Genomic DNA, 24,593 nt, shown 5'->3' on the forward strand with positions numbered 1-24,593 from the left:
CCGTTGTCTCCTTCTCCTATAATCAATAATGAGAATCATTATCAATGCGAGGGGGTGAATCGAGATTTGGACAATGAGTTTCAGGGCCGAATCGCGCTTGTCACCGGCGCAGCCCAAGGCATCGGCGAGGCGATCACACATGCGCTTTGCGGCCAAGGCGCGACCGTGGCAGTCGTCGACAAGCAAAGGGAGCCGCTCGAGCGCCTGGCTGCAGAGCTGTCTCGGCAAGGATGCCTGGCGAGGGCGTTTCCCATGGATCTGAAGGACAACGAAGCGATTCTGCGGGCCGTGGCCCGGATCGAGGAAGAGCTCGGTTCGATCGACATCCTCGTGCATGCGGCGGGCAGGCTTAGGACGGGACGACTCGAATCGTTTGCCGATGAGGACTGGAACGAGCTGCTCGCCGTGAACGTCAGCAGCGTATTCCAGCTCTCGCGAGCAGTAAGCGCGCGCATGATTCCGCGCCGGAGGGGCGTCATCATAACGGTATCGTCCAATGCGGCTGCCGTGCCTCGAATGGAAATGGGCGCTTATGCGGCGACCAAGGCTGCGGCAACGATGCTGACGAAGGGCTTCGCCCTTGAGCTGGCGGAGCACGGCATCCGCTGCAACATCGTGTCGCCGGGGTCGACCGATACTCCGATGCTGCGTAGCATGTGGCAGGATGGGCAAGGCGCGCAGCAGACGATGGAGGGATCGCTGTCAGCCCACCGGATCGGGATTCCGCTGCGGAAGCTTGCGACCCCGGAGGATATCGCCGAAGGCGTCCTCTTTTTGGCCTCGCATCGCGCCGGCCACATGACGATGCACGACCTCCGCATCGATGGGGGTGCCACTTTAGGCGTTTGAGCATCGGTATCGCCCCATTGAACGGGATGTGAGATTTCAACCCATCCGACATCCGCCAATCCGAGCCTGAAGGAGATGAACCATCTGAACGCACAAGGACAAGCCACGGAGGCGACAGCCGCCGAATTACTAGAGAACTATCAGCCGGGACAGTCCTTTTTCCTGGCGACCCCGCAAGCCACCTGGCTTGCGCAAGGCACTCTTGCCGTACTCCCGAATGAGGCCGGGTACGATGAGCTTGCAACGCTGCCCGAGCGCGCCTCAAGGCTGCTGGCGCAGCTGAAGCAGGACGGCCGGCGGCTGCCGATGCTGGTCGGCGCGGTGCCGTTCGATCCGAGGCAAGCCGCTCACCTCGTAGTGCCGCTCACCGTCCGCAAGCTGGAAAAGCTGAACCTCGATCCTCATGCGCCGCTGCGCACGCCGTTAGGCGGCAGCTTCACCATCGAGCCGATTCCCGCTCCTGAAGCGTATGCGGCAGGCGCCAGCAAAGCCATCGAACGCATGCGCGCAGGCGAGGTGGACAAGATCGTGCTTGCCCGCACGCTCAAGCTTGCCTCGCAGCAGCCTATCAGACTGAAGGAGCTGCTGCATAATCTGGCGCAGCACAATACGCTGGGTTATACGTTTGCCGTGGATCTGCCCGGACGAACGGAGAACGCTGCCGGAAGCGCAGCGCCGGCCCGCGCCCGCACCTTGATCGGCGCCAGTCCGGAGATGCTGGTGGCCAGAACCGGCACTCACGTATACGTCAACCCTCTGGCCGGCTCCGCCCCACGCAGTCCGGATGCCGCCGAGGACCGGAAGCAGGCGCAAGCGCTGCTCGCGTCGCCGAAGGATCTGCGCGAGCATGGACTCGTAATCGAAGCGGTCGCGCAAGCGCTGCAGCCTTTTTGCCGGAAGCTTGAGATTCCGGAGAAGCCGTCGCTTGTCAGCACGGAAGCGATGTGGCATTTGTCGACCGAAATCAGGGGGGAGCTTGAAGATCCCGGCATGACTTCGCTGGCGCTCGCAATCGCCCTGCATCCGACACCTGCGGTATGCGGATCGCCGACCGGACTGGCGATGGAATCCATCTACGAGCTTGAGCCTTTCGACAGAGGCTTCTATGCAGGGCTGGTCGGCTGGTGCGATGCCGACGGCGACGGCGAATGGATCATCGCGCTCCGCTGCGCTTTGGCGGAAAGCCATTCCTTGCAGCTCTATGCCGGTGCCGGCGTCGTCGCCGAGTCCAGCGCGGAAGCCGAGCTGCGGGAGACGTCGGCCAAATTCCGCACGATGCTGCGCGCGATGGGGGTGCAGGATGACGAAGCCTACTGACATGCATGAGCAAGCTTACGAGCAATTGAGGAAGGATTGCCCGACCTGGCCAAGCGGCTTGGCGGCCGAATACCGCTCGGCGGGATTATGGGAGGGACTGACGTTCAGCGATATGCTGGCTGACAGGGCGGCGCGCTACGGCGCGAAGACAGCCGTCGTCAGCGGAGAGGCGAGACTCAGCTACGCAGCGCTGCATGAGCAGGCGGACAGGCTTGCTGCGGGCTTCCTGCAGCTCGGCCTGCAGCCGACTGACCGTGTCGTCGTCCAGATGACGAACAGGCACGAATTTTTCACCGTCGTATTCGCGCTGTTCCGCATCGGCGTTCTGCCGGTCTTCGCGCTTCCCCTGCACCGCCTCAGCGAGATCCGCTATCTATGCCAGTTCAGCGAAGCCAAAGCCTATGTCATTCCCGACACCGATGGAGCCTTTGATTATCGGACGCTGGCGGCGGAGGTGAAGGAGCATGTGCCGGAGCTGAAGCATGTGCTCGTGGCGGGGGAGCCGGGATCATTCCCTTTCCTGTCGCTGGAGATGCTTGCGGGACAGGCGGGAAGGCAGCAGAGGGATCCGCGCTGGCCGCAGGTCGACTCCGGCCGCATTGCTTTTCTGCAGCTGTCCGGCGGCACCACGGGACTGCCCAAGCTCATCCCGCGCACGCATGACGATTACATGTACAGCGTCCGGCGCAGCAATGAGGTCTGCGGCATGACCGACCAGAGCGTGTATATGGCGGCGCTGCCGGTCGCTCATAATTTTCCGCTTAGCTCCCCGGGAGCGCTGGGCACGCTGTACGCGGGCGGCACGGTCGTGCTTGCCGCAAGGCCGAATCCCGATGATGCATTCCCGCTCCTGACGAAGGAGCGGGTCACCATAACGGCGCTGGTGCCGCCGCTCGCGCTCATCTGGATGGAGGCGGCGGCTCAGCGCAAGCCGGATCTATCCAGCCTGCAGGTGCTGCAGGTCGGCGGAGCCAAGTTCAGCGCCGAGGCTGCAGGGCGAGTCCGACAGGCGCTGGGCTGCAGGCTGCAGCAGGTGTTCGGCATGGCCGAAGGGCTTGTGAACTATACGAGGCTGGACGATGCCGACGAGATCGTCGTGAACACCCAGGGACGGCCGATGTCGGACCGGGATGAGATCGTGATCGTCGACGAGGACGATGTCGAGGTGGCGCCGGGCGAGGTCGGCCATCTGCTGACTCGCGGCCCTTATACGATCCGCGGCTACTACAAGGCGGAGGCGCATAATGCCAAGGCGTTCACGGCGGACGGCTATTACCGCACAGGCGATCTCGTGAGGCAGGACGAGCATGGCTGCCTGATCGTCGACGGCCGCGCCAAGGATCAGATCAACCGGGGCGGAGACAAGATCGCGGCGGAAGAGGTGGAGAATCATCTTCTCGCCCATCCGGCTGTATTCGATGCGGCGCTCGTGGCGATGCCCGACGATTTTCTCGGAGAACGCTCCTGCGCGTTCATCATTTTGCGGGAAGGCATGAAGACGGCAGGCCCGGAGCTGAAAGCCCATCTGCGCGGACGTGGACTGTCCCCGTACAAACTTCCGGACCGCTTTGAGTTCACGGACTCCTTCCCGCAGACGAACGTCGGCAAAGTAAGCAAGAAGGCGCTGCGCGAAAGCCTGCCGGCACTTAAATCCGCTCCTGCCGGAGCCGGAGCATCCCAATCCCTATAGAGAAAGAAGGTCATTGCGAATGGCGCTTCCTGCGATTCAATCCTATTCCATGCCGAAGGCAGCCGATCTGCCTCCGAACCGCGCTTCCTGGACTCCCGATCCGAAGCGGGCCGTGCTGCTCGTGCACGATATGCAGGCTTATTTCTTGAATGCTTTCGCCGTCGATCAATCGCCCGTTACGGAGCTGATCGCCCATATTCGGAAGCTGCTGGACCAATGCCGCACGCTGGGCATCCCCGTCGTGTACACCGCGCAGCCTGGCGAGCAGTCCATCGAGGAACGCGGGCTGCTGTCCGATTTCTGGGGAGAGGGCATCAACAAAGCACCTCATCTGAAGGGCATCTTGCCGGAGCTGGCGCCGGCGGAGGGCGATATTCTGATGGACAAATGGCGGTACAGCGCCTTCCGCAAATCCAATCTAGCCGGGCTGATGCGGGAGAAAGGCCGCGATCAGCTGATCATTACAGGCATTTATGCGCATATCGGCTGCATGATGACGGCGGCCGAAGCATTCATGCAGGATATTCAGGCGTTCATGGTCGCGGATGCGCTGGCGGATTTCTCGCTGGACAATCATACGATGGCGATCGCATACGCAGCTGGCCGCTGCGCGGTCGTGCTGACGACGGAGCAGGCGCTTGCACAGCTGGAACTGGCGGCGGCGGTTCCCGTTTCGGGCCCCTTTTCCATCGATGCCCTCCGCGGACAAGTCGCCGGGCTGCTGCTCGAGGAGCCGTCCAGCCTCGGCGACAGCGACCATCTTCTCGAGGTGCACGGACTGGATTCCATCCGCATGATGAGCTTGATCGAAGCATGGCGGGGCCAAGGAGCGGAGGCGACGTTCGTCGAGCTGGCGGAGCAGCCGACTCTGGCGAGCTGGAGCGTGCTTCTCCAAGCCAGGACGGCTGCAGGCGCCAATGTCTAGCGAGGGAAGGAGATGACGGGAATGCTAGCCGCTCCGACGGTTCGACGCCCATTGTCGGGAGCTCAGGCGGGCATATGGTATGCCCAGCAGCTTGATCTCGATAATCCGATGTACAATACAGGCGAATATATCGATATTAACGGACCTGTCGAGCGGTCGATCTTCGAGACCGCGCTGCGGCAGGCCGTGCTGGAAGCCGAGGCGCTTCATGCCCGGTTCGAGGAGGACCGCGACGGACCGTGGCAGGTGCTGGAGCCGAATGCCGAATGGACCCTGCACTATATGGATCTCAGCAAGGAGGAAGCCGCCTTCGAGCAGGCGAAAGCCTGGATGGACGCAGATTTGCGCCGTCCTTGCCGGCTGACGGAAGATCCTCTGTTTACCGAAGCGTTGTTCAAACTAAGCGGGGAGCGCTACTTATGGTATCAGCGCATTCATCATATCGCGATAGACGGGTACGGCTTCTCCTTGCTGACGAAGCGCGTGGCGCAGATCTATACGGCGATGCTGCGACGCCAGCCTTTCTCGAACGGGCGCTTCGGCTCGTGGCACAGCGTGCTGGATGAGGACGAGGGCTACCGCAGCTCGGAGAAGGCGGAGGCCGATCGCCGCTTCTGGCTGAGCCGGTTCGAGGACGAGCCCGATGTCGTCAGCCTGTCCGACCGCGCGCCGCGCAGCGCGCACCGGATTTGGCGGCAATCGGCGGAGCTTGCCTCCGCCAAGGCGTCGAGCCTGCGCCAGTCCGCACAGCTGCAGGGCGCAGCCTGGTCGGAGATCGTGCTCGCCGCCGCCGCCGCGTACCTGCATCGGCTGACCGGAGCGGAAGACGTCATCCTCGGCTTGCCGATGATGGGACGTCTCGGCTCGGCGTCGCTGAACACGCCTGGAATGGTCATGAATATCGTGCCGCTGCGCTTGAACGTAAGGCCCGCGATGGAGCTGTCTGAGCTGGTGCGCCAGGCGGCGCGGGAGGTCCGCGAGGCGCGCAAGCATCAGAGCTACCGGCACGAGGAGCTGCGACGCGATCTCAAGCGGGTCGGGGATGGACGAAGGCTGTACGGCCCGATGGTCAACATGATGCCGTTCGACAGCAGGCTGGAGTTCAACGGCGTACCGGGCCGCAAGCTTAATTTGTCGGCAGGGCCCGTCGACGATCTGGCCATCAATGTTTCACTCCAAGCGGATGGAATCGGCCTGCAGATCGAGATGGACGGCAACCCGGAGTTGTATGCCGAGGAAGAACTGCGGGGACATCACCGGAGACTCATCCATTTCCTGGGGAACGTTGCGGATGCAAGGCCTGATGATCCCGTCGGCTGCATCCCGCTGCTGGACGAGCGGGAGCTTGCGGAGGATGGGTCGCGCTGGAACGGCGCGGCGCGGCGCTTGCCTGCGGCGCGTGCGGCCGATCTGTTCGAGGCGCAGGCGCTGCGTTGCCCGAGCGCGATTGCGGTTGTCCACGAAGCCGAGGCGCTCAGCTATTCAGAGCTCAACGCGCGGGCCAACCGGCTTGCGCGGCTGCTGATCGGCCGCGGCGTCGGGCCGCAATGCATCGCGGCGATCGCAGTGCCCCGATCGGTCGAGATGATCGTCTGCATGCTGGCCGTACACAAGACCGGCGCGGCCTACTTGCCGCTCGACATCGATTTTCCGGCAGACCGCATGGCCTATATGGTGGAGGATGCTCAGGCCTCGATCATGCTGACGACAACCGATGTTGCCGCCAGGCTGCCGCAGCTGGCGGCGCCGGCCTTACGGCAGCCGCTTCTTCAGCTCGACGATCCTGCCGTCCAGGCGGAGCTGGCCGGCTGCGCCGAACGGAATGTAACCGATCAGGATCGGCTGTTCGCCCCGTTATCGGCCGATCCGGCTTACATCCTCTACACGTCCGGTTCCACGGGCAAGCCGAAGGGCGTCGTCATTCCTAGTGCCGCTCTGACGAATTTTCTGCTGGCGATGGACGAGCAGTTCCGCTTGACGGCCGAAGACCGTCTGCTCGCGGTGACGACCATCTCATTCGATATCTCCATCCTGGAAATTTTCCTGCCGCTCATAAGCGGGGCGAGGCTCATCGTCGCGGACAGACGGACGGTTCAAGACCCTGTTGCATTGTCGCAGCTCATCCGGACCTCTGGCGCTACGCTCATGCAGGCGACGCCTTCGCTCTGGCATTCTTTGGCGGAGCATGCGCCGGACGGCTTGCGCGGACTGCGCGCCCTGGCCGGCGGCGAAGCTTTGTCCGGAGGCTTGCTGCAAGCTCTGCGGGCGCTCGGCTGCGAGGTGACGAACCTGTACGGCCCGACGGAGACGACGATCTGGTCGACAAGCGCGACCTATGCGGCAGCCGGCAGCGTGCCGAAGCCGTCCATCGGCCGTCCGATCTGGAATACGCAGCTGTATATTTTGGACAGCGGCCTGCAGCCGGTTCCGCCCGGTACAGCCGGCGACCTGTATATCGCCGGCGCCGGCTTGGCGCTTGGCTATTGGCAGCGGCCGGGCTTGACTGCGGAACGGTTCGTGGCCGATCCCTACGGCCTGCCGGGATCCCGGATGTACCGCACCGGCGATATCGCGCGCAGGCTGCCGGACGGTGCGGTCGATTATTGCGGCCGCGCCGACCAGCAGATCAAGCTTCGCGGCTTCCGAATGGAGATTTCCGAGATTGAAGCCGCGCTGAGCCGTTATCCGGGCCTTGCGCAGGGTGCTGTCGCCGTTCGGGAAGACAGGCCGGGGGATAAAAGGCTCGCTGCTTATTACGTGGCGAATGTGTCCATAGAGCCCGCCTTGCTGCGCAATCATATGTCGGCGTGTCTGCCGGAATACATGGTGCCTTCGGCGTTCGTCGCGATGGAGCGCTTCCCGCAGACGCCAAGCGGCAAGTTCGACCGCAAGGCGCTGCCGGCTCCGCATTATGCCGCCGGCTCGGCAGCCCGTCTGGCCCGCACGCCGCAGGAGGAAATGCTCTGCGAGCTGTTTGCCGAAGTGCTGGGCTTGCCGCAGGTCGGCATCGAGGACGACTTTTTCGAGCTGGGCGGGCATTCCCTGCTCGCGGGCAGGCTGATCAGCCGCATCCGCGAATCGCTGCAGGCTGAGCTAGGCATCGCCGCCCTGTTCGAAGCGCCGACGGTCGCGGGCATCGCCAAAGAGATCGACCATGCCGCTGCGGCGAGGCCGGCGATTGTCCCGGCCGCGCGACCGGCCGACATTCCGCTTTCATTTGCCCAGCGCCGCCTGTGGTTCCTGAACTGTCTCGAGGGCCCGGGTCCGACCTATAACATTCCGCTGGTCGCCAGGCTGGATGGCCCGCTGGACCACATGCGGCTGGAAGCCGCCCTGCAGGATGTCGTCCGCCGCCATGAAACGCTGCGGACGGTGTTCCCCGAGCGGAACGGGACCGCGACGCAGCGGGTGCTGGATGCGGACGCCTGCGAGGTGCGGCTGGCTGTAACCAAGGTATCGGAGGAGGAGCTCGCGGCCGAGCTGGCCGCCGCCGTGCGCTACGGCTTCGATCTGGCCCAGGAGCTGTCGTTCCGGGCCAGGCTGTATGTGGTAGGACCGGAGCGGCATGTGCTTCTGCTGCTGCTTCATCATATCGTCGGAGACGGCTGGTCGCTGGACCCGCTGACCCGCGATTTGTCGGCCGCTTACGTGGCCCGCTCGAAAGGAGAGGCGCCGGCTTGGCCGCCGCTGCCCGTGCAGTATGGAGATTATGCGCTCTGGCAGGAGCGGCTGCTCGGCGATGAGAGCGACCCGGACAGCCTCGTCGCGCGCCAGATTTCTTTCTGGAAAGAGACGCTGCACGGCTTGCCGGATCAGCTGGAGCTGCCGGCGGATCATCCCCGGCCTGCGGAATCGACGCATGCCGGGGATACCGTTGCGGCGAGGCTGCCGGCCGGGCTCCATGCCGGTCTGCTCGCGCTGGCCAGAGAGACTCGGACGAGCTTGTTCATGATCGTTCAGTCCGGACTCGCCGCGCTCTTCACCCGCTTGGGGGCAGGGACGGACGTGCCGCTGGGAAGTCCGATCGCCGGCCGCAACGACGATGCGCTCGGCGATCTGGTCGGCCTCTTCATCAATACGATCGTTTTGCGTACGGATACTTCCGGCGATCCAAGCTTCAGGGAGCTGCTGGAGCGGGTGAGAAGCGCTAATCTTGCTGCATACGGGAACGGGGACGTGCCCTTCGAGCGGCTGGTGGAGATTTTGAATCCGCCGCGTTCCCGCTCGAGGCATCCGTTGTTCCAGGTCATGCTTGCTTTCCAGAATACGCCGGAGCCTAGGCTGGCGCTTGAAGGCGTCAGCGCCGACTTGCGGCTGGATACGGTCGGCCGGGCAAAGTTCGACCTGACGATCGAGTTCAGGGAAAGAAGGCTGCCGGACGGCACTCCGGACGGCATCGACGGCTGGTTTGAATTCGCCAGCGATCTCTACGAGCGGGAGACGATTGAAAAGCTTGCCGCGCGTCTTGCGCTTCTGCTGGAGACGGCCGCCGCGGAGCCTGACATGCCGATCGGACTGCTTCCGATCCTGATGCCGGAGGAGCAGGCGGCACGCGCGCTTCAAGCCGCTGCTCCAAGGGAATCCGCCTGGGACGCCCGCAATCTGGCGGAGCTGTTCCGGGAGCAGGCCGCGAAGCGCCCGAATGCGGCAGCGGTTGCCTGCGAAAGGGAGTCGCTTACCTATGCCGAGTTGAACGCCAAGGCGAATCAGCTCGCGCATGAGCTTATCCTCCGGGGCATCGGTCCCGAGCAGCTCGTCGGCCTGCTGCTTCCGCGTTCGATCTCGATGCTGGTCGGGGTGCTGGCAGTGCTGAAAGCGGGAGCGGGGTACTTGCCGCTCGACCCGGATTATCCGCTCGACCGCCTCCTGTACATGCTGGAGGATACGAAGCCGGCTTGCGTGATCGGCTGTCTCGAAACGGCGTCCGTGCTGGCCGGGAAAGAGATGCTGCTGATCGACGAAGCCGCTGCGGCCAAGCGGCTGAGCCTGTATCCGGCGACCGATCCGGAGGACCGCGACCGCACGGCCCCGCTGTCGCCGGATGCAGCCGCGTACATCATCTACACGTCGGGCTCGACGGGCAAGCCGAAAGGCGTCGTCATTCCGCATCGCAACGTTGTGCGGCTGTTCTCGGCGACCGATCGCTGGTACGGCTTCGGCCCGCAGGATGTCTGGACGCTGTTCCACTCCTATGCCTTCGATTTCTCGGTATGGGAAATGTGGGGCGCGCTGCTGTACGGCGGCAAGCTTGTCATCGTGCCGCATCGGACATCCCGCTCGCCGGAAGAATTCCTGAAGCTGCTCTGCGAGGAGCGCGTTACGGTTCTGAACCAGACGCCAAGCGCTTTTTACCAGCTCATGCAGGCGGACAAAGAACAGGAGCAGCTGCGTCGGAAGCTGTCGCTGCGTTATGTGATTTTCGGAGGGGAAGCGCTGGATCTCGGACATTTGCGGGACTGGTACGACCGCCACGACGACCAGGCGCCGCTGCTCGTGAACATGTACGGCATTACGGAGACGACCGTGCATGTGAGCTGTTATCCGCTGTCGAGGGCGATGACGGAGAGCAAGGCGGGCAGTCTGATCGGCGGAGCGATTCCGGATCTGCAGGTCTATGTGCTGGATCGGTGCATGCAGCATGTGCCGACGGGAGTTGCGGGCGAAATGTATGTCTCCGGCGCAGGACTTGCCCGCGGGTACTGGAAGCGTCCGGCCTTGACGGCGGAACGGTTCATCGCCGATCCGTACGGCCCGCCAGGCGCGCGGATGTACCGGACGGGCGATTTAGCCCGCTGGCTGCAGGACGGAACGCTGGATTACCTCGGACGGATCGACCACCAGGTCAAGATCCGCGGCTTCCGGATCGAGCTGGGCGAGATCGAAGCCGTTGCGGCGCAAGCCGACGGCGTATCCAAAGCCGTCGTCCTGGCGAGGGAGGATGTTCCCGGAGACAAGCGGCTGGTCGCTTATCTGGTACCGGCAGCGGGAGCCGAGCTCGACCCCAATGAAATCCGTCGGCAAGCGGCGGCAGCGCTGCCGAGCTACATGGTGCCTTCCGCGTTCGTCGTTCTGGAGGAACTGCCGCTGACGGTCAACGGCAAGCTGGACACAAAGTCGCTTCCGGAGCCGGACTTCTCCTCGGCTGCGGAAGGCAGAGGTCCCCGCACTCCGCAGGAGGAAATTCTATGCGATTTGTACGCCGAGACGCTGGGACTGGAGAAGGTCGGCATCGACGACGGATTCTTTGATCTCGGCGGCCACTCGCTGCTGGCGGTCAAGCTGATGAGCGGCATCCGCGAGTCGTTGGGCGTATCGCTCGGCATCGGAGCTTTGTTCGAAGCGCCGACAGTTGCCGGCCTCGCCGCCCGGCTCGAGGGCGGGGGGAGCGAGGGAGCTCTGGAGGTGCTGCTGCCGCTGCGGACGAGCGGGAGGCGCCCGCCCTTCTTTTGCATCCATCCGGCGGGCGGACTCAGCTGGTGTTATGCTGGCCTCATGAAATCGCTCGGTCCGGATTATCCGATCTATGGCCTGCAGGCGAGAGGCATTGCCAGAAGGGAGCCGCTGCCGGCCGATCTGATGGAAATGGCAGCCGATTATATCGCGCATATCCGTTCCGTACAGCCACATGGCCCTTATTACTTGCTCGGCTGGTCGCTCGGCGGCAATGTGGCTCATGCGATTGCGTCGCTGCTGCAAGGCGAAGGCGAGGAGATCGCGCTGCTGGTCATGCTGGACGCGTTCCCGAGCCACTTCCTGCCGATCAGCGAGGGGCCGAGCGAGGAAGAAGCGCTGATCGCCTTGCTCGCGCTGGGCGGCTACGACCCGGACAGCCTGGGCGGGAAGGCGCTCGACATGGAGGCAGCGGTGGACATCCTGCGCAGCGACGGCAGCGCGCTGGCAAGCCTGGAGCCATCCGTCGTCATGAGCCTCAAGGACACGTATGTAAATTCCGTGCGCGTGCTCGGAGCTTATCGTCCGGGATTGTATAGGGGCGATCTGCTCTTTGTCCATTCAACGGTGATTCCAGACTGGTTCACGCCGATTTCTCCGGAAACGTGGCAGCCTTACATCACCGGCCGCATCGAGCAGCATGATTTGGCCTGCCGCCATAAGGATCTGTGCCAGCCGGGACCGCTGACGGACATCGGATCGATCCTTTCACGGAAATTGGCGGATATCAAATGATGAAGAGGAGAAATGGCATGAGCAATCCTTTCGAACAGTCAAGAGACCGCTTCTATGCGCTTGTAAACGAGCAGGGCCAGTATTCGCTTTGGCCCGCCTTTGCTCCCATACCGGCGGGGTGGACGAAGCGGCACGAAGAAGGACGCGAAGCGTGCTTGGCTTATATTGAGGAGAATTGGACGGATATGCGTCCGCAGCCGGCTGCGCCGCAGTCGACGCCTGTATGACCGCGATAGGGACATCAGGCTTCCGGGCCATGAACCCGAAGGTGGCCATACGACTGGTTTATGTGACGGCGATGTTCGTCGTCGCCATGGATGGGACTGTCGTCAACGTATCGCTGCTCGCGATCTGCAGGGAGCTGGGCGTATCGCCCGCTGAGGCGGGGACAGTGAATATCGGCTACCTCGTCGCTGTGGCGACGACGCTGCCTCTTGCAGGGTGGCTGGGGGAACGATTCGGCGGCAAGCGTGTCCTGCTGTGCGCCATTGCCGTGTTTACGGCTGCGTCCGTCTGCTGCGGACTCGCCGGGAGCTTGGAGGAGCTTATCGTGTTCCGGGTCATAAAGGGCGCTGCCGGCGGCCTGATCGCCCCCGTCGGCATGGCGCTGTTGTTCCGCGCGTTTCCACCAGAGGAACGGGCCAGGCTTTCCCGGTCGCTGGTGCTGCCGATCGCCGTGGCGCCGGCTGTCGGTCCGATTGTCGGCGGCTTTTTTGTCGAGACGCTGTCTTGGCGCTGGTGCTTTTATATCAATCTGCCTATCGGGGCCATAGCCTTTGTGCTGGGATGGCTTGGATTGGAGGCAAGCCGGCCGCAGCAGGCAAGCAGGCTTGACTGGGCAGGGCTGCTGCTTGGCGGCCCGGGTTTGGCAATGGCGATATATGCGCTCAGCCAAGGCGCGATCCGCGGATGGAAATCGCCGGAGATCGTCATCGCGGGCTTGACGGGAATCGCATTCTTGATCGTCATGACGGTGAAATCGCTGCGAACTCCCGCACCGCTGCTGAGGCTGAGGCTGCTCTCCCATCGCTTGTATCGGACCGCAGGGCTGATCGCCCTGTGTTCCTCGGCTGGGCTGCTGGGCATGCTGTACGTCTTTCCGCTGATGTACCAGGATATGTTCGGCGCGTCCGCCTTTCATACCGGACTGACGACATTCACGGAGGCTATCGGGCTGATGGCGGCTTCGCAGTGCTTGCCGTGGTCGGTCAATAAATTCGGCGTGCGGAGGGTCGTCATCCTCGCGCTCCTATGCGCGATCGGAGTGTTCGGAGCGCTCTCACTCGTGCAAGCCGGCACGAATCCATGGCTCGTTCGCTTGCTGCTGCTATGCGGCGGCTTCACGCTGGGGCATTCGGTCGGCGCTGTGCAGCTGCTGGCTTTCGCCCGCGTGGAGCCGCATCTCATGGGACAGGCGACCATGCTGTTCCAAGTGCAGAACCGGCTGGGCTCTGCGCTTGGAGTGGCCGTCATCGGCAGCGTGCTTGCAGCCGGGACGGCAGGCTTGTCGGCCGGCGCGGAACAGAGCGCGCCGGCCGGTGCGCACGGATATCAGCTCGCGCTGCTGGCTTCGGCCGCGTTTCTGGCTCTGGCATGGGGACTTGCCCTGACGCTGCGGAAGTCCGATACGGCAGGCGTACTGCCTCGACGGCCGCAAGCCTCGGCAGCCTCTGAGGCTGCCGAATCGGCGAAGGCTCCGACTGTATCCACATAGGCGGCGGAACGAATAACCTCAGCCTCTTGAAGAGGCTGAGGTTATTTTGTATCCGATATTATCGGAATGGTGCGCATCGAGAGACGGCTGCCGCAGGCTAGACGGAGCCTCGCTCATAATAAACGGCATCGTAAGGGAACTTCAGCTTCTTCATCCGATATTCCGTCGGGGTTGCGCTCATATAATGGCGGAATACTTTGCCGAAGTAGCTCGGGCTGTCGAAGCCGCAGCGGCGTCCGACTTCATGGACGGGCAATTCTGTCGTGCGGAGCAGGCGGATGGCGGCCTCAATCCTGCGATCCCGCAGATAGGCGAGCGGGGAGGTATGCTCGGATTTCCGGAACAGCCGGCAGAAATGATGCTTGTTGACGCCGCAATGCCCGGCAACGATGTCCAGCGTCAACGGCTGGTCATGCTGCTCTTTCATGTAACGCTTTGCCTTCTCGATCATCGAGCTTGCGCTTGCGCTCATCTCCTTGCCAAGCTCACGGCTTGTTTGGAGCAGGGCAAGCAGCCATTCATACACTCGGGCAGACAACCGGTATTTATCGGCCTCCTTCATTTCCGCCATTGTCTCCAGGAGCTCCCGCAGGCCGGCAATCAAGGGCGAGCCCTCTTCTCTGCAGATGACAGGCCCTTCCTGAGCCAGGACAATATCCCAGATGCGGTTCGCTTCATCCCCCCGCAGATTCAGCCAGACAATCTCCCAGGGCTCATCCTGTTCCACGTAGTAGTAGCGGTGCCGGCTCGGTACCTTGACCAGAAAGCCGGAGCCTTTCGGCAAGGGATGGAGCCGCCCTTCCACCTCCAGCCATCCTTGGCCGCCAACGGTGTATTGGAAGATCACATGTCCGGAATCAGGCCGTTCGATGCCTTCGAAATGATAGCCGGCCGTACGGATTTTCTGCCAGCCGATCGAATCCAGCATCAATAATGAACGATCTTCCGTACGGAATGCATAGGATTCTGGTTCAAGCACGCAGAGAGTATCCTCCTAAAAAGTCAATTTTGTTATAGCATTCGTCATAATGTTAAGATTGTCCTCTTTCCCGCCGGGCAGTAAGCTTGGGGTAGATAAGGAGGAATATCCAATGACTGTTCCTGAGGTTGTTTTCGACCTTCTTCCCGATGAATATTGGTGGGGAGGCAGAGCTGCCGACGGTCGAAGCATGCCCTTCGGCACTTCTTTGTTCCGTGTGGACCTAGGCGGCAGCTTGAACGGGAACCAAGCCTGTCCCTTGCTGGTCTCCAATAAAGGAAGATACGTCTGGAGCGAAGAGCCTTTCGAGTTTCGGTTCGATCGACAAGGTTTGACTGTGAGAGCCCTCCCGGACCGGATCTTCTCGGGCGACGGCCATGAAACGCTGCGGGGGGCGCATGGCCATGCGTCACGGACCTTTTTCCCTCCGGTTTCGTCGATTCCCGAAGAGCTGCTGTTCACGGCTCCCCAGTACAATCTTTGGATCGAGCTGCTGTATGAGCCTACCCAAGACAAAGTGCTGGGCTACGCGAGAGATGTGCTGACGAATGGAATGCCTCCAGGGGTCATCATGATTGATGACAACTGGCATGAACCCTATGGAACCTGGAAGTTCCATTCAGGGCGTTTCCCGGATCCGAAGCATATGGTCGACGAGCTGCATGCGATGGGCTTCAAGGTCATGCTCTGGGCTTGCCCTTTTGTCAGTCCGGACTCCCTTGCCTTCCGGCAGCTGGAACAGACCGGCATTCTCCTGAAGGATCGGGATGGCAGGACAGCGATCCGCAAGTGGTGGAACGGCTTCAGCGCGGTGCTGGATTGCACCAACCCTGCGGCAGTCGAGTGGATTCATGAACAGCTGGACACCCTGCAGAGCGAATACGGAATTGATGGCTTCAAGCTGGATGCCGGCGATCCCGAATTTTACGAGAACGACGATCTCAGCTTTGCAGCCGGGACTACGCGCAGCGGACATTGCGAAGCCTGGGCGAGGGTAGGGCTGAAATACCCTCTTAATGAATACCGGGCTTGCTGGAAGCTCGCCGGCCAGCCGCTCGTGCAGCGCCTCAAGGACAAGAGCCATGAGTGGGAAGGAAACGGGCTCGATGCCTTGATACCCGACGGCTTGGCGCAAGGCCTGCTCGGTTATGCGTATATCTGTCCCGACATGATCGGCGGCGGCGAGTATATGAGCTTCACCTCTGCGCAGCTGGATTCCGAGCTGTTCGTCCGATATGCCCAATGCTCCGCGTTATTCCCGATGATGCAGTTTTCCGCCGCGCCATGGCGGGTTCTCGACGACGAGCATCTGCGTTACTGCGTCGAGGCGGCTCGGCTGCATGCGCGGTTCGGACAAGAGATTTTAGCGCTGGCGCAGCAGTCCGCCCTCACCGGTGAGCCGATCATGCGCCATATGGCTTATGAATTCCCTGAGGAGGGAATGGAGACGGTCCTCGATCAGTTCATGCTGGGAGGCTCCCTTCTGGTTGCTCCTGCAGTTGTGAAAGGCATGCGAGAGCGCCTGGTCTCGTTCCCGGCCGGAACCTGGATCGGAGACGACGGAAGCAGAGTCGAAGGACCGGCGACAGAGCAGGTCGAGGTGCCGCTGGGGAGGCTGCCCTGGTACAGGAAGAGCTGATGGGGAGACAGGGAATTCGCCATCCTTGCAAGTCATGAACATCCCGCCGCGTCTCGCGACGCTCCGCGCCCCGCAAGGAATCACCGGGAAGTTTCCCAAAGAAAATCGGCATCAGCCGCCGGTTTTCTTTTTTTTCGTTAAAAAGGGGGCTTGTTTCTTCAATTCTCGGCATCGCCGTCGAATAAGCCGCATGACAAAATGAGGGAGAAGCCAAATCCAATCCTGACCCTCTCCTACTTGAATGGAGATGCGGCGAGATCGGCCCAGATGAGCGTGAACGGAGGCGCATCCGCCAATCTGAGCTTCCCGAGCACAGGAGGCTGGGGCACGGTGGGCACGCTGCAGGCAGCCGTGCAATTGAACGCAGGCAGCAATACGATCAAGCTGTCCAACGCAACGGGATGGGCGCCGGACTTCGACAGGATTCAACTCGTTGGCAGCGGCGGCGGAACGGCTCTGCTGCTGGACAACTTCGACAGCTCTCCGGCGTGGCTTGGAGCCAATGACCTGGGCAAGTGGAGCAGCGCGAACAGCTTCGTCAATCAGGCTGGCGTGATCGAGAATGGCGCCTTGAAATTGCAGTACAACAACAACGGCTGGTTCGGCAGCGACGTCACGCAAAGCCTAACAGGATACAGCAAGCTGATCATGCGGATCAAAGGCGCGGCCGGAGGAGAGGAAGGCCAGTTCCATCTCGTCCTGGGCGGAGAAGAGAAGACGTTCGGCGCTTTCAGCGGCAATACGGTGACGACGACGTACAAGGACATCGCCATCGACCTGGCAGCCAGCGGCGTTGACCGCAGCTCTCCCGGACAGCTGCAGATGTCCTTCTGGCATGGAAGCGCCGGCACGGTATGGATCGACGAAATCCGCTTCGAATAAACCTTGTTGGAAAGGGGCTCCCCTGCGGCAATTATGCCGCGGGGAGCCCCTTCTATCGGTAACGCCTGATGTGGAGAGCGCTTTCTTTTGCGGACCGATATTTTAGGCCTGAGGTTCAATTTTAGGACAAGCCGTGCTATCGTGTTGTTGTCTGGCGGCAATAAAGGGGGCTTGCATATGATCAACAGGACGTTTCTTTTTCGCCTTGATCGGAATGAGCTTAGGAAATGAACGGCAGGCTTTGGACGACAATAATTTTGTCTATTCCAAGCATACGGGTTAGACTTACAGTAGCAGTCAGCATACGATTGAAAGGTTCGATGGGGATGGCAGATAAAGTGCATGACCGGATGGTGGAAAGAACGCGCCGCCTGATAAAAGAAACGCTCCTGCTGTTGATTGAGGAAAAAGGGTTCGGCAATGTGACCGTCCGGGATTTGACGCATCGGGCGAAAATAAATCGAGGCACCTTCTATCTCCATTATCTGGATAAATTCGACTTGCTCGAGAGCGTAGAAAGCGGGCTGCTGGATGGTTTGCAGCAGCATATGCGCGCGCTCGACTATCAAGAGATGATGGACAGCCATAAGCAAAACAAGCCGCATGCTCCGTTGGTTGACGTTTTTCGCTACCTGAAGCAGAACGGGCCGATATTGAGAGCATTGCTCGGCGCCAAAGGAGATCCTGCTTTTTCACCGAGGCTGAAGGAATCTCTGAAGAACGGCATTTTCAAAGAAATCAACGATCACTTCCAGGATATCTCGATACCAAGCGAGTATTTTTCCGCATTTGCCACTTCCGCTTATCTTGGAGTCATTGAAGATTGGCTGAACAGCGGGATGCGGCAATCGCCGGAGGAGATGGCGGTCATTTATGTCAAAATCAAGTTTTTCGCGATCAAGCCATAGAAAAGAGGAGCGGGGCTGAGCTTGTCAGCCTTGCTCCTCTTTTGGTATTGCTGCAGCGTCCGGCAGCACTTGCTCCGCCTTCAGCCCTGCGGCTGTAAAGGGACCTTTGACCGTCAGGGTCGACAGGATGCGAGCCATCTCTTCCGGCGTTTCCTCGCCGTCTCCATTCAGCCATTGCTGGAGGACGCCCATATGGGCCGAGGCGATGTAGGCGATCAAATATTGACTTGGGACGAGCAGATTTTCTTGCTTGATGAGCGGAATTTCTTTGCGCACGAAGAGGGCGCTCCACATGAAGTCCTTGAGCTTCGTCTGGAAAGTCTGGTCTCCTTTAGGTCCGGAAACCGCCCTCAGAATGTCCCGATTCTCATCCAGATAACGGAAAAGGGCGACGGAAACCGCAAGCGGCGTTGCCGAGGGCACGGACTCGTATTGGTTCTCTTTCAAGCCGGCAAAGTTCTGTCTGACGGTGTCGGCCAGCTCCATCATGATTTCTTCCTGGCATTTAGCCATTAAATCGTATTTGTCCTGATAGTGCGCATAAAAAGTGCCGCGGTTAATTCCAGCCCTCGTCGTAATGTCCTTCACGGTGATCGCTTCAAAGCCTTTTTCCTCGATGAGTTGAATCCATGCCCTTCGAATCGATTCCTTCGTACGGATAATACGCAGATCGGTATCTGCCATATTCATTCATCCCCTCAGTAATTAAACACATATGCAGAAGGTGTTGGATAACAGACATAGGAGGCCTTTCTGATCATTGTTTCTCTCATGCTCGCTAATTATAATAAAAACTGAAAAGTAAAACAACACGTTGTTCGTTTTATGGGATGCGAATGGAACCTAATCGTCCCTATCGTGGAGAAGGGAGTTTCTTATGCCTATCATTGAGATTGATCATTTGACCAAGGATTATGGTCATAACCGGGGGATTTTCGATGTTTCCTTCAGCGTCGAAAAAGGGGAAGTATACGGATTCCTGGGACCGAACGGAGCCGGCAAGACGTCGACGATCCGGCATATCATGGGTTTTTCCCGCCCCCAGCAAGGGCGCACCTCGGTGCATGGGCTAGACAGCTGGGAGCGCGCGAGCGACATTCAGAGAGAGCTGGGCTATTTGCCCGGTGAGATCGCCTTGCCCGAGTCATTGACAGGGACTGAATTCATCCGAATGATGGCCGATTTGCGAGGGATCTCAGATATGGCCCACACTCGGGCCTTGATGAAGAAGTTCGAGCTCGATGCGTCCGGAAGCTTGAAGCGCATGTCGCTCGGCATGAAGCGGAAACTCGCGATTGTAACGGCATTCATGCATGATCCTGCCGTACTTGTGCTTGATGAACCGACGAGCGGTTTGGATCCCATCATGCAGACTTTATTTATTGATTTCATCAAAGAAGAAAAAGCGAAGGGCAAAACCATCCTGATCTCGAGCCATATCTTCTCCGAAATCGATGCGACCTGCGACAGCATATCGATCATAAAGGACGGCAGGCTGATCTCTTCCTTCGTAGCGGATGACTTGCGCCATAACGAAATCAAAACCTACGAGCTGGAATTCAAGACGGAAGCCGCCTTCAAGCGGTTCAGCGATGAAGCGAAGACGGTCCGGCAGCTTGAAGTGCTTTCATTGACGCCTCGGAAGCTTCAGGCGACACTGAGCGTCCATGATAAGGATATCAACAGCTTTGTTTCCTTCATAACCGGATTCGAGGTGAAGTTTTTCTCGGAGATCAAGTTTACGCTGGAGGATTACTTCATGAAGTTCTATGACCGCAGCTCGAAAGCAACGGGAGGTGCCGGACCGGATGCCTTACATTGAGATCAAGGGTTTGACCAAGGATTACGGAGATGGAAAAGGCGTGTTCAATCTGGATCTAACGATCGAGAAGGGCGAGGTTTTTGGCTTTGTAGGCACGAATGGAGCCGGCAAGACGACGACTATCCGCCATATGATGGGCTTCCTGAAGCCGAATAGCGGTACGGTGACGATCAATGGAATGAACGGCTGGACGGATTCGGCGGAGCTCAAGAAGCTGATCGGATATATTCCAGGAGAGATCGCATTTCCGGATGCCCCGACGGGAACGGAGTTTTTGAAACGGCAGGCGGAAGTAATGGGGCTGGCGGACATGGCCTATGCGGAGCGCATGATAAAGAAGCTTCAGCTCGATCCGACAGCCAATCTGAAGAGGATGTCCAAAGGAATGAAGCAGAAAACGGCTATCGTCGCGGCCTTGATGGGCGATCCGGACATTCTCCTGCTGGATGAGCCGACAACAGGCTTGGATCCGCTTATGCGGGCAGAGTTCGTTGAGCTCCTTAATGAAGAAAAGAAGAAAGGCAAGACGATATTCATGTCCAGCCATATGTTCGAGGAAGTGGAGCATACCTGCGACAAGGTGGCGCTGATCAAAGGCGGAAGGCTGATCGCGGTCAAACGGACCTCCGAGGTCAAGCACAATGAAAACAAGGAATACAAAATCGAGTTTTTATCTCCGGACGATTATCGGCGGTTTCTGTCCGAGCCGTTTCATTTCATAACCAAGCGCGACGAGCACAATCAAGTGGTGATCCAAATCCATGATGCCGATATCAATAGGTTGTTCGGAACGCTGAGGAGCTATTCCATCAAGTTCATCAAGGAAATCAAATATACGCTTGAGAATTACTTCAAAGGGATTTACGAGGAGGACAAGGGCCATGCTTAGCAAAGCGATTTTCAAACAGACCTTGAAGGCGAACATGAAGCTATGGCTCGTATTCACGGTTATCATGACCGTCTTTCATGTCGTGCTGATCGCGGTCTTTGACCCCAGCACCATTTCCGATATGTCGGGCATGGTGAAGGACACCCCTCTGGCCAGCCTGCTCGGAGAAGCTACCTTTCTCGGCATGCTCGCCAAGACGTTTTATGGCATTCAAGGGATCCTGCTGCCGATCGTATTCATCATCATGACCGCCAACAGCCTCATCGCCTCGCAAGTGGACAGGGGCTCCATGGCGTATCTGCTGTCGACTCCGACGAAACGAAGCACCGTTGTTTGGACCCAAGCGGCTTATTTGATCTCATCGCTCATCCTGATGATTCTGATCGTCACGATCGCGGGCTACGCTTCGATCCAGCTTTTCCAAAGCGATACCGATTTCCGGCAGAGCAGCTATTTCATGCTCAATCTCGGCTTGTTTCTGTTGATGTTCGCGACAAGCGGCATATCCTTCTTCTTCTCCTGCGCATTCAATCTCACCAAAAACTCATTGGCATGGGGAGCGGGAATTCCGATGGCCTTTTTCCTCCTCAACCTGATGGGGGATGTCGACAGCAGCTTGGAAAAGCTCAAATATATATCCATGAACGCTTTGTTCGACACGAGCGCCGTATTGAACAACGGCAATTATGCGATTTCGTACGCCGTGCTTGCCGTAGTCGGCATTGTCCTTTATCTGCTTGGAGTCCGAGTCTTTAAAAATAAAGATTTGCCGCTGTAGGCGTACAAGAAGGCTTCCAAACAAACCGTAATGAGGTTCGAATGAGCAAAGGCCCTGGATCGATCCTTTCGGAAAGACCCAGGGCCGTTCTATTTCGTCAGGTTAAGGCTGTCAGGACTCGGCATCCTCTACTAGAAGCAGGACTTTCCCGCGCATTTGTCCCGTTTTTTCATGAACGGAAGCGAGATTGCCGAGCGGATGTCTCTCGGTAATGAACGGGATGACGCTGCCGGCATCGACAAGCCGAGCGATCTGGGACAATTGCTCCGCATTGCGCTGCACAGCCATCCTCTCCGCATGAACGCCCAGCTCTTTCGCCGCTTCTTCATCGGCAGCATTCAATGCCGTGACCAGCTTGCCGCCCTCCTTGAGGAGGCGAAGCAGCTTTGTGACTTCCTCGGAAGGAATCGGGGCGAGGTTGAAGATCAAGTCGACTTTACCGGTAATTTTTTCCTCTACAGCTTCAGTCTTGTAGTCGATGATCTCATCGATCCCCAATTGCCGAAGGGCAGAGAAGCTGCTCTCGGAAGCGGTCCCGATGACGTAAGCGCCTTTCCACTTCGCGAATTGCACGGCAAACGAGCCGACGCCGCCGGCAGCGGCCGTAATCAGGACACGTTGGCCGGACTGCAGATTCCCATGGTCGAAGAGGCCTTGCCAAGCGGTCATCGCTCCGCCCGGAATAGCCGCAGCGTCCTGGAGGGCAATCGTTGCCGGGGCCAGAGCGACATCGGCGGCCTTGCTGACTACATACTCGGCTGCCGCGCCGCTGCGGGTCATATCCAAAAAGGCAAATACTTTGTCCCCTACATTCAGGCCCGCAACGGAAGCTCCCACCCGTTCAACGATGCCGGACACATCCACGTTCGGGATGAATGGCAGCTCCAACGGCAGGAAATCTTTCAATGCGCCCATTCTCATCATGGCATCCGCCGGATTGAAGGCTGTCGCGGCCACCTTGATCAAGACTTCATCTGTGCTTGCTTCCGGAATCGGAGCTTCCTCGTACTGGAGCACGTCTGGTCCTCCATATTGATGATATCGGACTGCTTTCATTCTTGAATGCACCTCTGCTTCCTTTCAGGCTGATTTCAATGAACAACATGTTGATCGTCAATGAATCTGGTTCTATCTTAAAATAGAGGCAGCTTCTATTCAATCAACACTATAATCCCGTGTGTTGAGCGTATGATTTCCCGTTTTTCAATGGACGAGGAGGGTTGAAGCGATGAAATTGCAGTGGTATGACATCGCATGGCCATGGGCGGGAGCGGCAGGGGCGCTTGTCCTTCTTTATTTGTTGTTCAAGACGGATGGACTGCGCGGAGACAAGGCCAAATCAAGATGGTACGATCCGGTCTGGCTGTCATGGGCGGCAGCGGCCGCCTATCTGGCTCACAACGTGGAGGAGTACGGCATCGATTTGAGAGGAAGGCTTCACGAATTTCCGAATACGATGGCAACGATGCTTCATACGGCCGCTTCTCCAGGCGGGCTTCCGCCGAACGGTTTTTTTACGGCGGTCAATCTTTCCATCGTATGGTTCGCTGCGCCGATTGCCGCTCTGGTGAGCCGCCGTCATCCTTTGGTCGGCTGGTCGATGTACGGAATCATGATTGTAAATGCTCTGTCTCATCTGGTTCCCGTATTCACGGGTGAAGGCTACACGCCGGGCCTGCTAACTTCCTTGATCCTATTCCTGCCGCTCTGCGGATGGGCCGCGCATGCCGGCTTCGGTCCTGCCAAACGGAGCTACCCGGCTATGCTTGCCGTCATTGCCGTATCTGTCATCGCGCATCTGATTTTGCTTGGATCCGCCATGCTGTACACTCAAGCTGTAATCGGCGGCGCCGCAGTCGTGTGGATCCAAATAATCAATGGCGGTCTGCTCCTGCTGAATTCCTGGCTGGCCGAAAAGTGGAGAAATGGGAAGCTCATTAAGCCGATGAAAACGTAAATGGAGCGTGCAAAGCGAAAGAACCCGTGCAGGGTTCTTTTTTCGTCGGCCGTACACCGCTTTTGGACGGAATTTCAAATCGATAGGCCGGCATCCTCTCTGGAATGGGCTTACAGAAATGTATTGACGCAGCGTGCTGACATGGCTATTATTAGTAATTATTACTATTTAAACAGTAATAATTACGGTAAATGGAGGAAAGGCGATGACCCTCGAAGTCGAATTCGTCAAGCTCAATCCAACGCAGAACATGACCGTCCTCGTCATCACGCCGATTCCGAAGGAGGACCATGCGGCGATCGCGTCCCGCATGATGGCATATGACCACATATCCGCCGAGCAGGTCGGATTCGTCGAGCCGCCGCGTCTGAACGATGCTGCAGCGCGGCTGAGCATGGCGGGCGGGGAATTCTGCGGCAATGCCTGCATGGCGCTGGCGGCGTTGGTCGCCCAGGACAGAAGCCTGTCCGAGGGAAGGACGATGAATGTGCAGCTGGAGGCGTCCGGCGTCGAGATGCCGATCTCCTGCGAGGCGAGCCGTGCCGGGAACCGCTTCCGCTGCCGGGTGGAGATGCCGCTCCCCCGGCGGATAGAAGCCAGAACGATCACGCTGGGCGGACAGTCCTGGAGCGTCGGGCTGGTGCGTTATGCCGAGTCGACGCATCTGGTGCTCGAAGTGAAGACATTTTCCGACTCGATCCGGACCCAGGCATGCGAGCTGGCCACGCTGCTAGGAGCGATGCTTGACGACCGGCTGATCGGCGTCATGCTGTACAAGCCCGATACGTCCGAGATGCAGCCCTTGGTCTATGTGCCGTCTCTCGGCAGCATCGTCTGGGAGCGGGGGTGCGGCTCCGGAACGGCTTCCGTCGGTGCATATCTGTGCTGGAGGGAAGGCGCCGGCATGACGATTCCCCTGCGCCAGCCGGGGGGCACGATCGTGGTCGAGGCCGAGGGTGAAGGAAGCAGCATCAGGAACCTGTACATAAGCGGGCTCGTCGGCATCGTCGCTCGCGGCAAGGCTTACATCAGCGATTGAAGGAGAGGAAAGGAGAGAAG

The 24,593-nt window shown here is 59.5% G+C and carries 18 protein-coding genes; 15 read left to right on the forward strand and 3 right to left on the reverse strand.

Annotated features, from left to right (window positions below; all coding sequences use genetic code 11):
• The first annotated feature begins 66 nt into the window (after positions 1-66).
• The 7 genes from CIC07_RS12100 (at position 67) to CIC07_RS12130 (ending at position 13,680) form a co-directional block, all read left to right on the forward strand.
• The gene (locus CIC07_RS12100) at positions 67-849 is read left to right on the forward strand and encodes a 2,3-dihydro-2,3-dihydroxybenzoate dehydrogenase (protein ID WP_240923506.1); all 783 of its coding nucleotides are present in this window, start codon (positions 67-69) and stop codon (positions 847-849) included.
• 75 nt (positions 850-924) lie between these two features.
• Positions 925-2,166, forward strand: a complete 1,242-nt coding sequence (gene dhbC, locus CIC07_RS12105) for an isochorismate synthase DhbC (RefSeq protein ID WP_076355988.1) — start codon at positions 925-927, stop codon at positions 2,164-2,166.
• Positions 2,150-3,856, forward strand: coding sequence for a (2,3-dihydroxybenzoyl)adenylate synthase (locus CIC07_RS12110; protein ID WP_083687987.1), 1,707 nt, complete (start codon positions 2,150-2,152; stop codon positions 3,854-3,856). Before dhbC ends, CIC07_RS12110 begins: the two co-directional genes overlap by 17 nt.
• A gap of 19 nt (positions 3,857-3,875) precedes the next feature.
• Positions 3,876-4,781: an isochorismatase family protein gene (locus tag CIC07_RS12115; RefSeq protein WP_076355984.1), complete on the forward strand. Its 906-nt coding sequence runs from the start codon at positions 3,876-3,878 to the stop codon at positions 4,779-4,781.
• Positions 4,782-4,802: 21 nt separating this feature from the next.
• Positions 4,803-11,966 (forward strand): amino acid adenylation domain-containing protein, encoded by a 7,164-nt coding sequence (locus tag CIC07_RS12120; RefSeq protein WP_076355981.1) that lies wholly within the window; start codon positions 4,803-4,805, stop codon positions 11,964-11,966.
• A gap of 17 nt (positions 11,967-11,983) precedes the next feature.
• Positions 11,984-12,193, forward strand: a complete 210-nt coding sequence (locus CIC07_RS12125) for an MbtH family protein (protein WP_076355979.1) — start codon at positions 11,984-11,986, stop codon at positions 12,191-12,193.
• 29 nt (positions 12,194-12,222) lie between these two features.
• Entirely contained in the window at positions 12,223-13,680 is a 1,458-nt protein-coding gene (locus tag CIC07_RS12130; protein ID WP_076355977.1) for a DHA2 family efflux MFS transporter permease subunit, read from the forward strand.
• A 97-nt stretch (positions 13,681-13,777) separates the two neighbouring features.
• Here CIC07_RS12130 and CIC07_RS12135 read toward each other — a convergent pair whose 3' ends face one another.
• Positions 13,778-14,659, reverse strand: coding sequence for a helix-turn-helix transcriptional regulator (locus tag CIC07_RS12135; RefSeq protein WP_076355975.1), 882 nt, complete (start codon positions 14,657-14,659; stop codon positions 13,778-13,780).
• Positions 14,660-14,771: 112 nt separating this feature from the next.
• On the opposite strand from CIC07_RS12135, the gene CIC07_RS12140 reads away from it, so the two are divergent.
• The 3 genes from CIC07_RS12140 (at position 14,772) to CIC07_RS12150 (ending at position 18,088) form a co-directional block, all read left to right on the forward strand.
• Positions 14,772-16,298 carry a glycoside hydrolase family 31 protein gene (locus CIC07_RS12140; RefSeq protein ID WP_076355973.1) on the forward strand — a complete coding sequence of 509 codons (1,527 nt, stop codon included), beginning with the start codon at positions 14,772-14,774 and terminating at the stop codon, positions 16,296-16,298.
• 198 nt (positions 16,299-16,496) lie between these two features.
• On the forward strand, positions 16,497-17,180 hold the full coding sequence (locus CIC07_RS12145; protein ID WP_139334417.1) for a carbohydrate-binding protein: 684 nt from the start codon (positions 16,497-16,499) through the stop codon (positions 17,178-17,180).
• 326 nt (positions 17,181-17,506) lie between these two features.
• A complete protein-coding gene (locus CIC07_RS12150) occupies positions 17,507-18,088 on the forward strand; it encodes a TetR/AcrR family transcriptional regulator (RefSeq protein WP_076355969.1) in 582 nt (193 codons plus the stop codon).
• Between the two features lie 24 nt (positions 18,089-18,112).
• Here CIC07_RS12150 and CIC07_RS12155 read toward each other — a convergent pair whose 3' ends face one another.
• Complete coding sequence (locus CIC07_RS12155; protein WP_076355967.1) at positions 18,113-18,778, reverse strand: TetR/AcrR family transcriptional regulator; 666 nt, start codon at positions 18,776-18,778, stop codon at positions 18,113-18,115.
• 187 nt (positions 18,779-18,965) lie between these two features.
• On the opposite strand from CIC07_RS12155, the gene CIC07_RS12160 reads away from it, so the two are divergent.
• Genes CIC07_RS12160 through CIC07_RS12170 form a run of 3 tightly spaced genes read left to right on the forward strand, consistent with a single transcriptional unit; the run spans position 18,966 to position 21,577 of the window.
• Complete coding sequence (locus tag CIC07_RS12160; protein WP_076355965.1) at positions 18,966-19,910, forward strand: ABC transporter ATP-binding protein; 945 nt, start codon at positions 18,966-18,968, stop codon at positions 19,908-19,910.
• Entirely contained in the window at positions 19,897-20,799 is a 903-nt protein-coding gene (locus CIC07_RS12165; protein WP_076355963.1) for an ABC transporter ATP-binding protein, read from the forward strand. Before CIC07_RS12160 ends, CIC07_RS12165 begins: the two co-directional genes overlap by 14 nt.
• The gene (locus tag CIC07_RS12170) at positions 20,792-21,577 is read left to right on the forward strand and encodes an ABC transporter permease subunit (RefSeq protein ID WP_076355961.1); all 786 of its coding nucleotides are present in this window, start codon (positions 20,792-20,794) and stop codon (positions 21,575-21,577) included. Before CIC07_RS12165 ends, CIC07_RS12170 begins: the two co-directional genes overlap by 8 nt.
• Before the next feature lie 111 nt (positions 21,578-21,688).
• Here CIC07_RS12170 and CIC07_RS12175 read toward each other — a convergent pair whose 3' ends face one another.
• A complete protein-coding gene (locus CIC07_RS12175) occupies positions 21,689-22,633 on the reverse strand; it encodes an NADP-dependent oxidoreductase (RefSeq protein WP_076355959.1) in 945 nt (314 codons plus the stop codon).
• Between the two features lie 172 nt (positions 22,634-22,805).
• Here CIC07_RS12175 and CIC07_RS12180 point away from each other — a divergent pair, with 172 nt between their 5' ends.
• Together CIC07_RS12180 and CIC07_RS12185 are read left to right on the forward strand one after the other, a co-directional pair.
• Positions 22,806-23,534, forward strand: coding sequence for an HXXEE domain-containing protein (locus CIC07_RS12180; protein ID WP_076355957.1), 729 nt, complete (start codon positions 22,806-22,808; stop codon positions 23,532-23,534).
• Between the two features lie 205 nt (positions 23,535-23,739).
• Entirely contained in the window at positions 23,740-24,573 is an 834-nt protein-coding gene (locus tag CIC07_RS12185) for a histidine racemase CntK family protein (protein WP_076355955.1), read from the forward strand.
• The last annotated feature ends 20 nt before the right edge of the window (positions 24,574-24,593 follow it).

Source organism: Paenibacillus sp. RUD330 (assembly GCF_002243345.2).
In the GTDB taxonomy this organism is placed as follows: Bacteria; Bacillota; Bacilli; order Paenibacillales; family Paenibacillaceae; genus Paenibacillus_O.

Bases quoted from the DNA above. Each gene is read 5' to 3' on its own strand.
- CIC07_RS12110 (WP_083687987.1), top strand. From the start codon at position 2,150: ATGACGAAGCCTACTGACATGCATGAGCAAGCTTACGAGCAATTGAGG.
- CIC07_RS12140 (WP_076355973.1), top strand. From the start codon at position 14,772: ATGACTGTTCCTGAGGTTGTTTTCGACCTTCTTCCCGATGAATATTGG.
- dhbC (WP_076355988.1), top strand. From the start codon at position 925: ATGAACCATCTGAACGCACAAGGACAAGCCACGGAGGCGACAGCCGCC.
- CIC07_RS12185 (WP_076355955.1), top strand. From the start codon at position 23,740: ATGACCCTCGAAGTCGAATTCGTCAAGCTCAATCCAACGCAGAACATG.
- CIC07_RS12160 (WP_076355965.1), top strand. From the start codon at position 18,966: ATGCCTATCATTGAGATTGATCATTTGACCAAGGATTATGGTCATAAC.
- CIC07_RS12115 (WP_076355984.1), top strand. From the start codon at position 3,876: ATGGCGCTTCCTGCGATTCAATCCTATTCCATGCCGAAGGCAGCCGAT.
- CIC07_RS12155 (WP_076355967.1), bottom strand. From the start codon at position 18,778: ATGAATATGGCAGATACCGATCTGCGTATTATCCGTACGAAGGAATCG.
- CIC07_RS12120 (WP_076355981.1), top strand. From the start codon at position 4,803: ATGCTAGCCGCTCCGACGGTTCGACGCCCATTGTCGGGAGCTCAGGCG.
- CIC07_RS12150 (WP_076355969.1), top strand. From the start codon at position 17,507: ATGGCAGATAAAGTGCATGACCGGATGGTGGAAAGAACGCGCCGCCTG.
- CIC07_RS12180 (WP_076355957.1), top strand. From the start codon at position 22,806: ATGAAATTGCAGTGGTATGACATCGCATGGCCATGGGCGGGAGCGGCA.
- CIC07_RS12125 (WP_076355979.1), top strand. From the start codon at position 11,984: ATGAGCAATCCTTTCGAACAGTCAAGAGACCGCTTCTATGCGCTTGTA.
- CIC07_RS12145 (WP_139334417.1), top strand. From the start codon at position 16,497: ATGAGGGAGAAGCCAAATCCAATCCTGACCCTCTCCTACTTGAATGGA.
- CIC07_RS12175 (WP_076355959.1), bottom strand. From the start codon at position 22,633: ATGAAAGCAGTCCGATATCATCAATATGGAGGACCAGACGTGCTCCAG.
- CIC07_RS12130 (WP_076355977.1), top strand. From the start codon at position 12,223: ATGAACCCGAAGGTGGCCATACGACTGGTTTATGTGACGGCGATGTTC.
- CIC07_RS12165 (WP_076355963.1), top strand. From the start codon at position 19,897: ATGCCTTACATTGAGATCAAGGGTTTGACCAAGGATTACGGAGATGGA.
- CIC07_RS12170 (WP_076355961.1), top strand. From the start codon at position 20,792: ATGCTTAGCAAAGCGATTTTCAAACAGACCTTGAAGGCGAACATGAAG.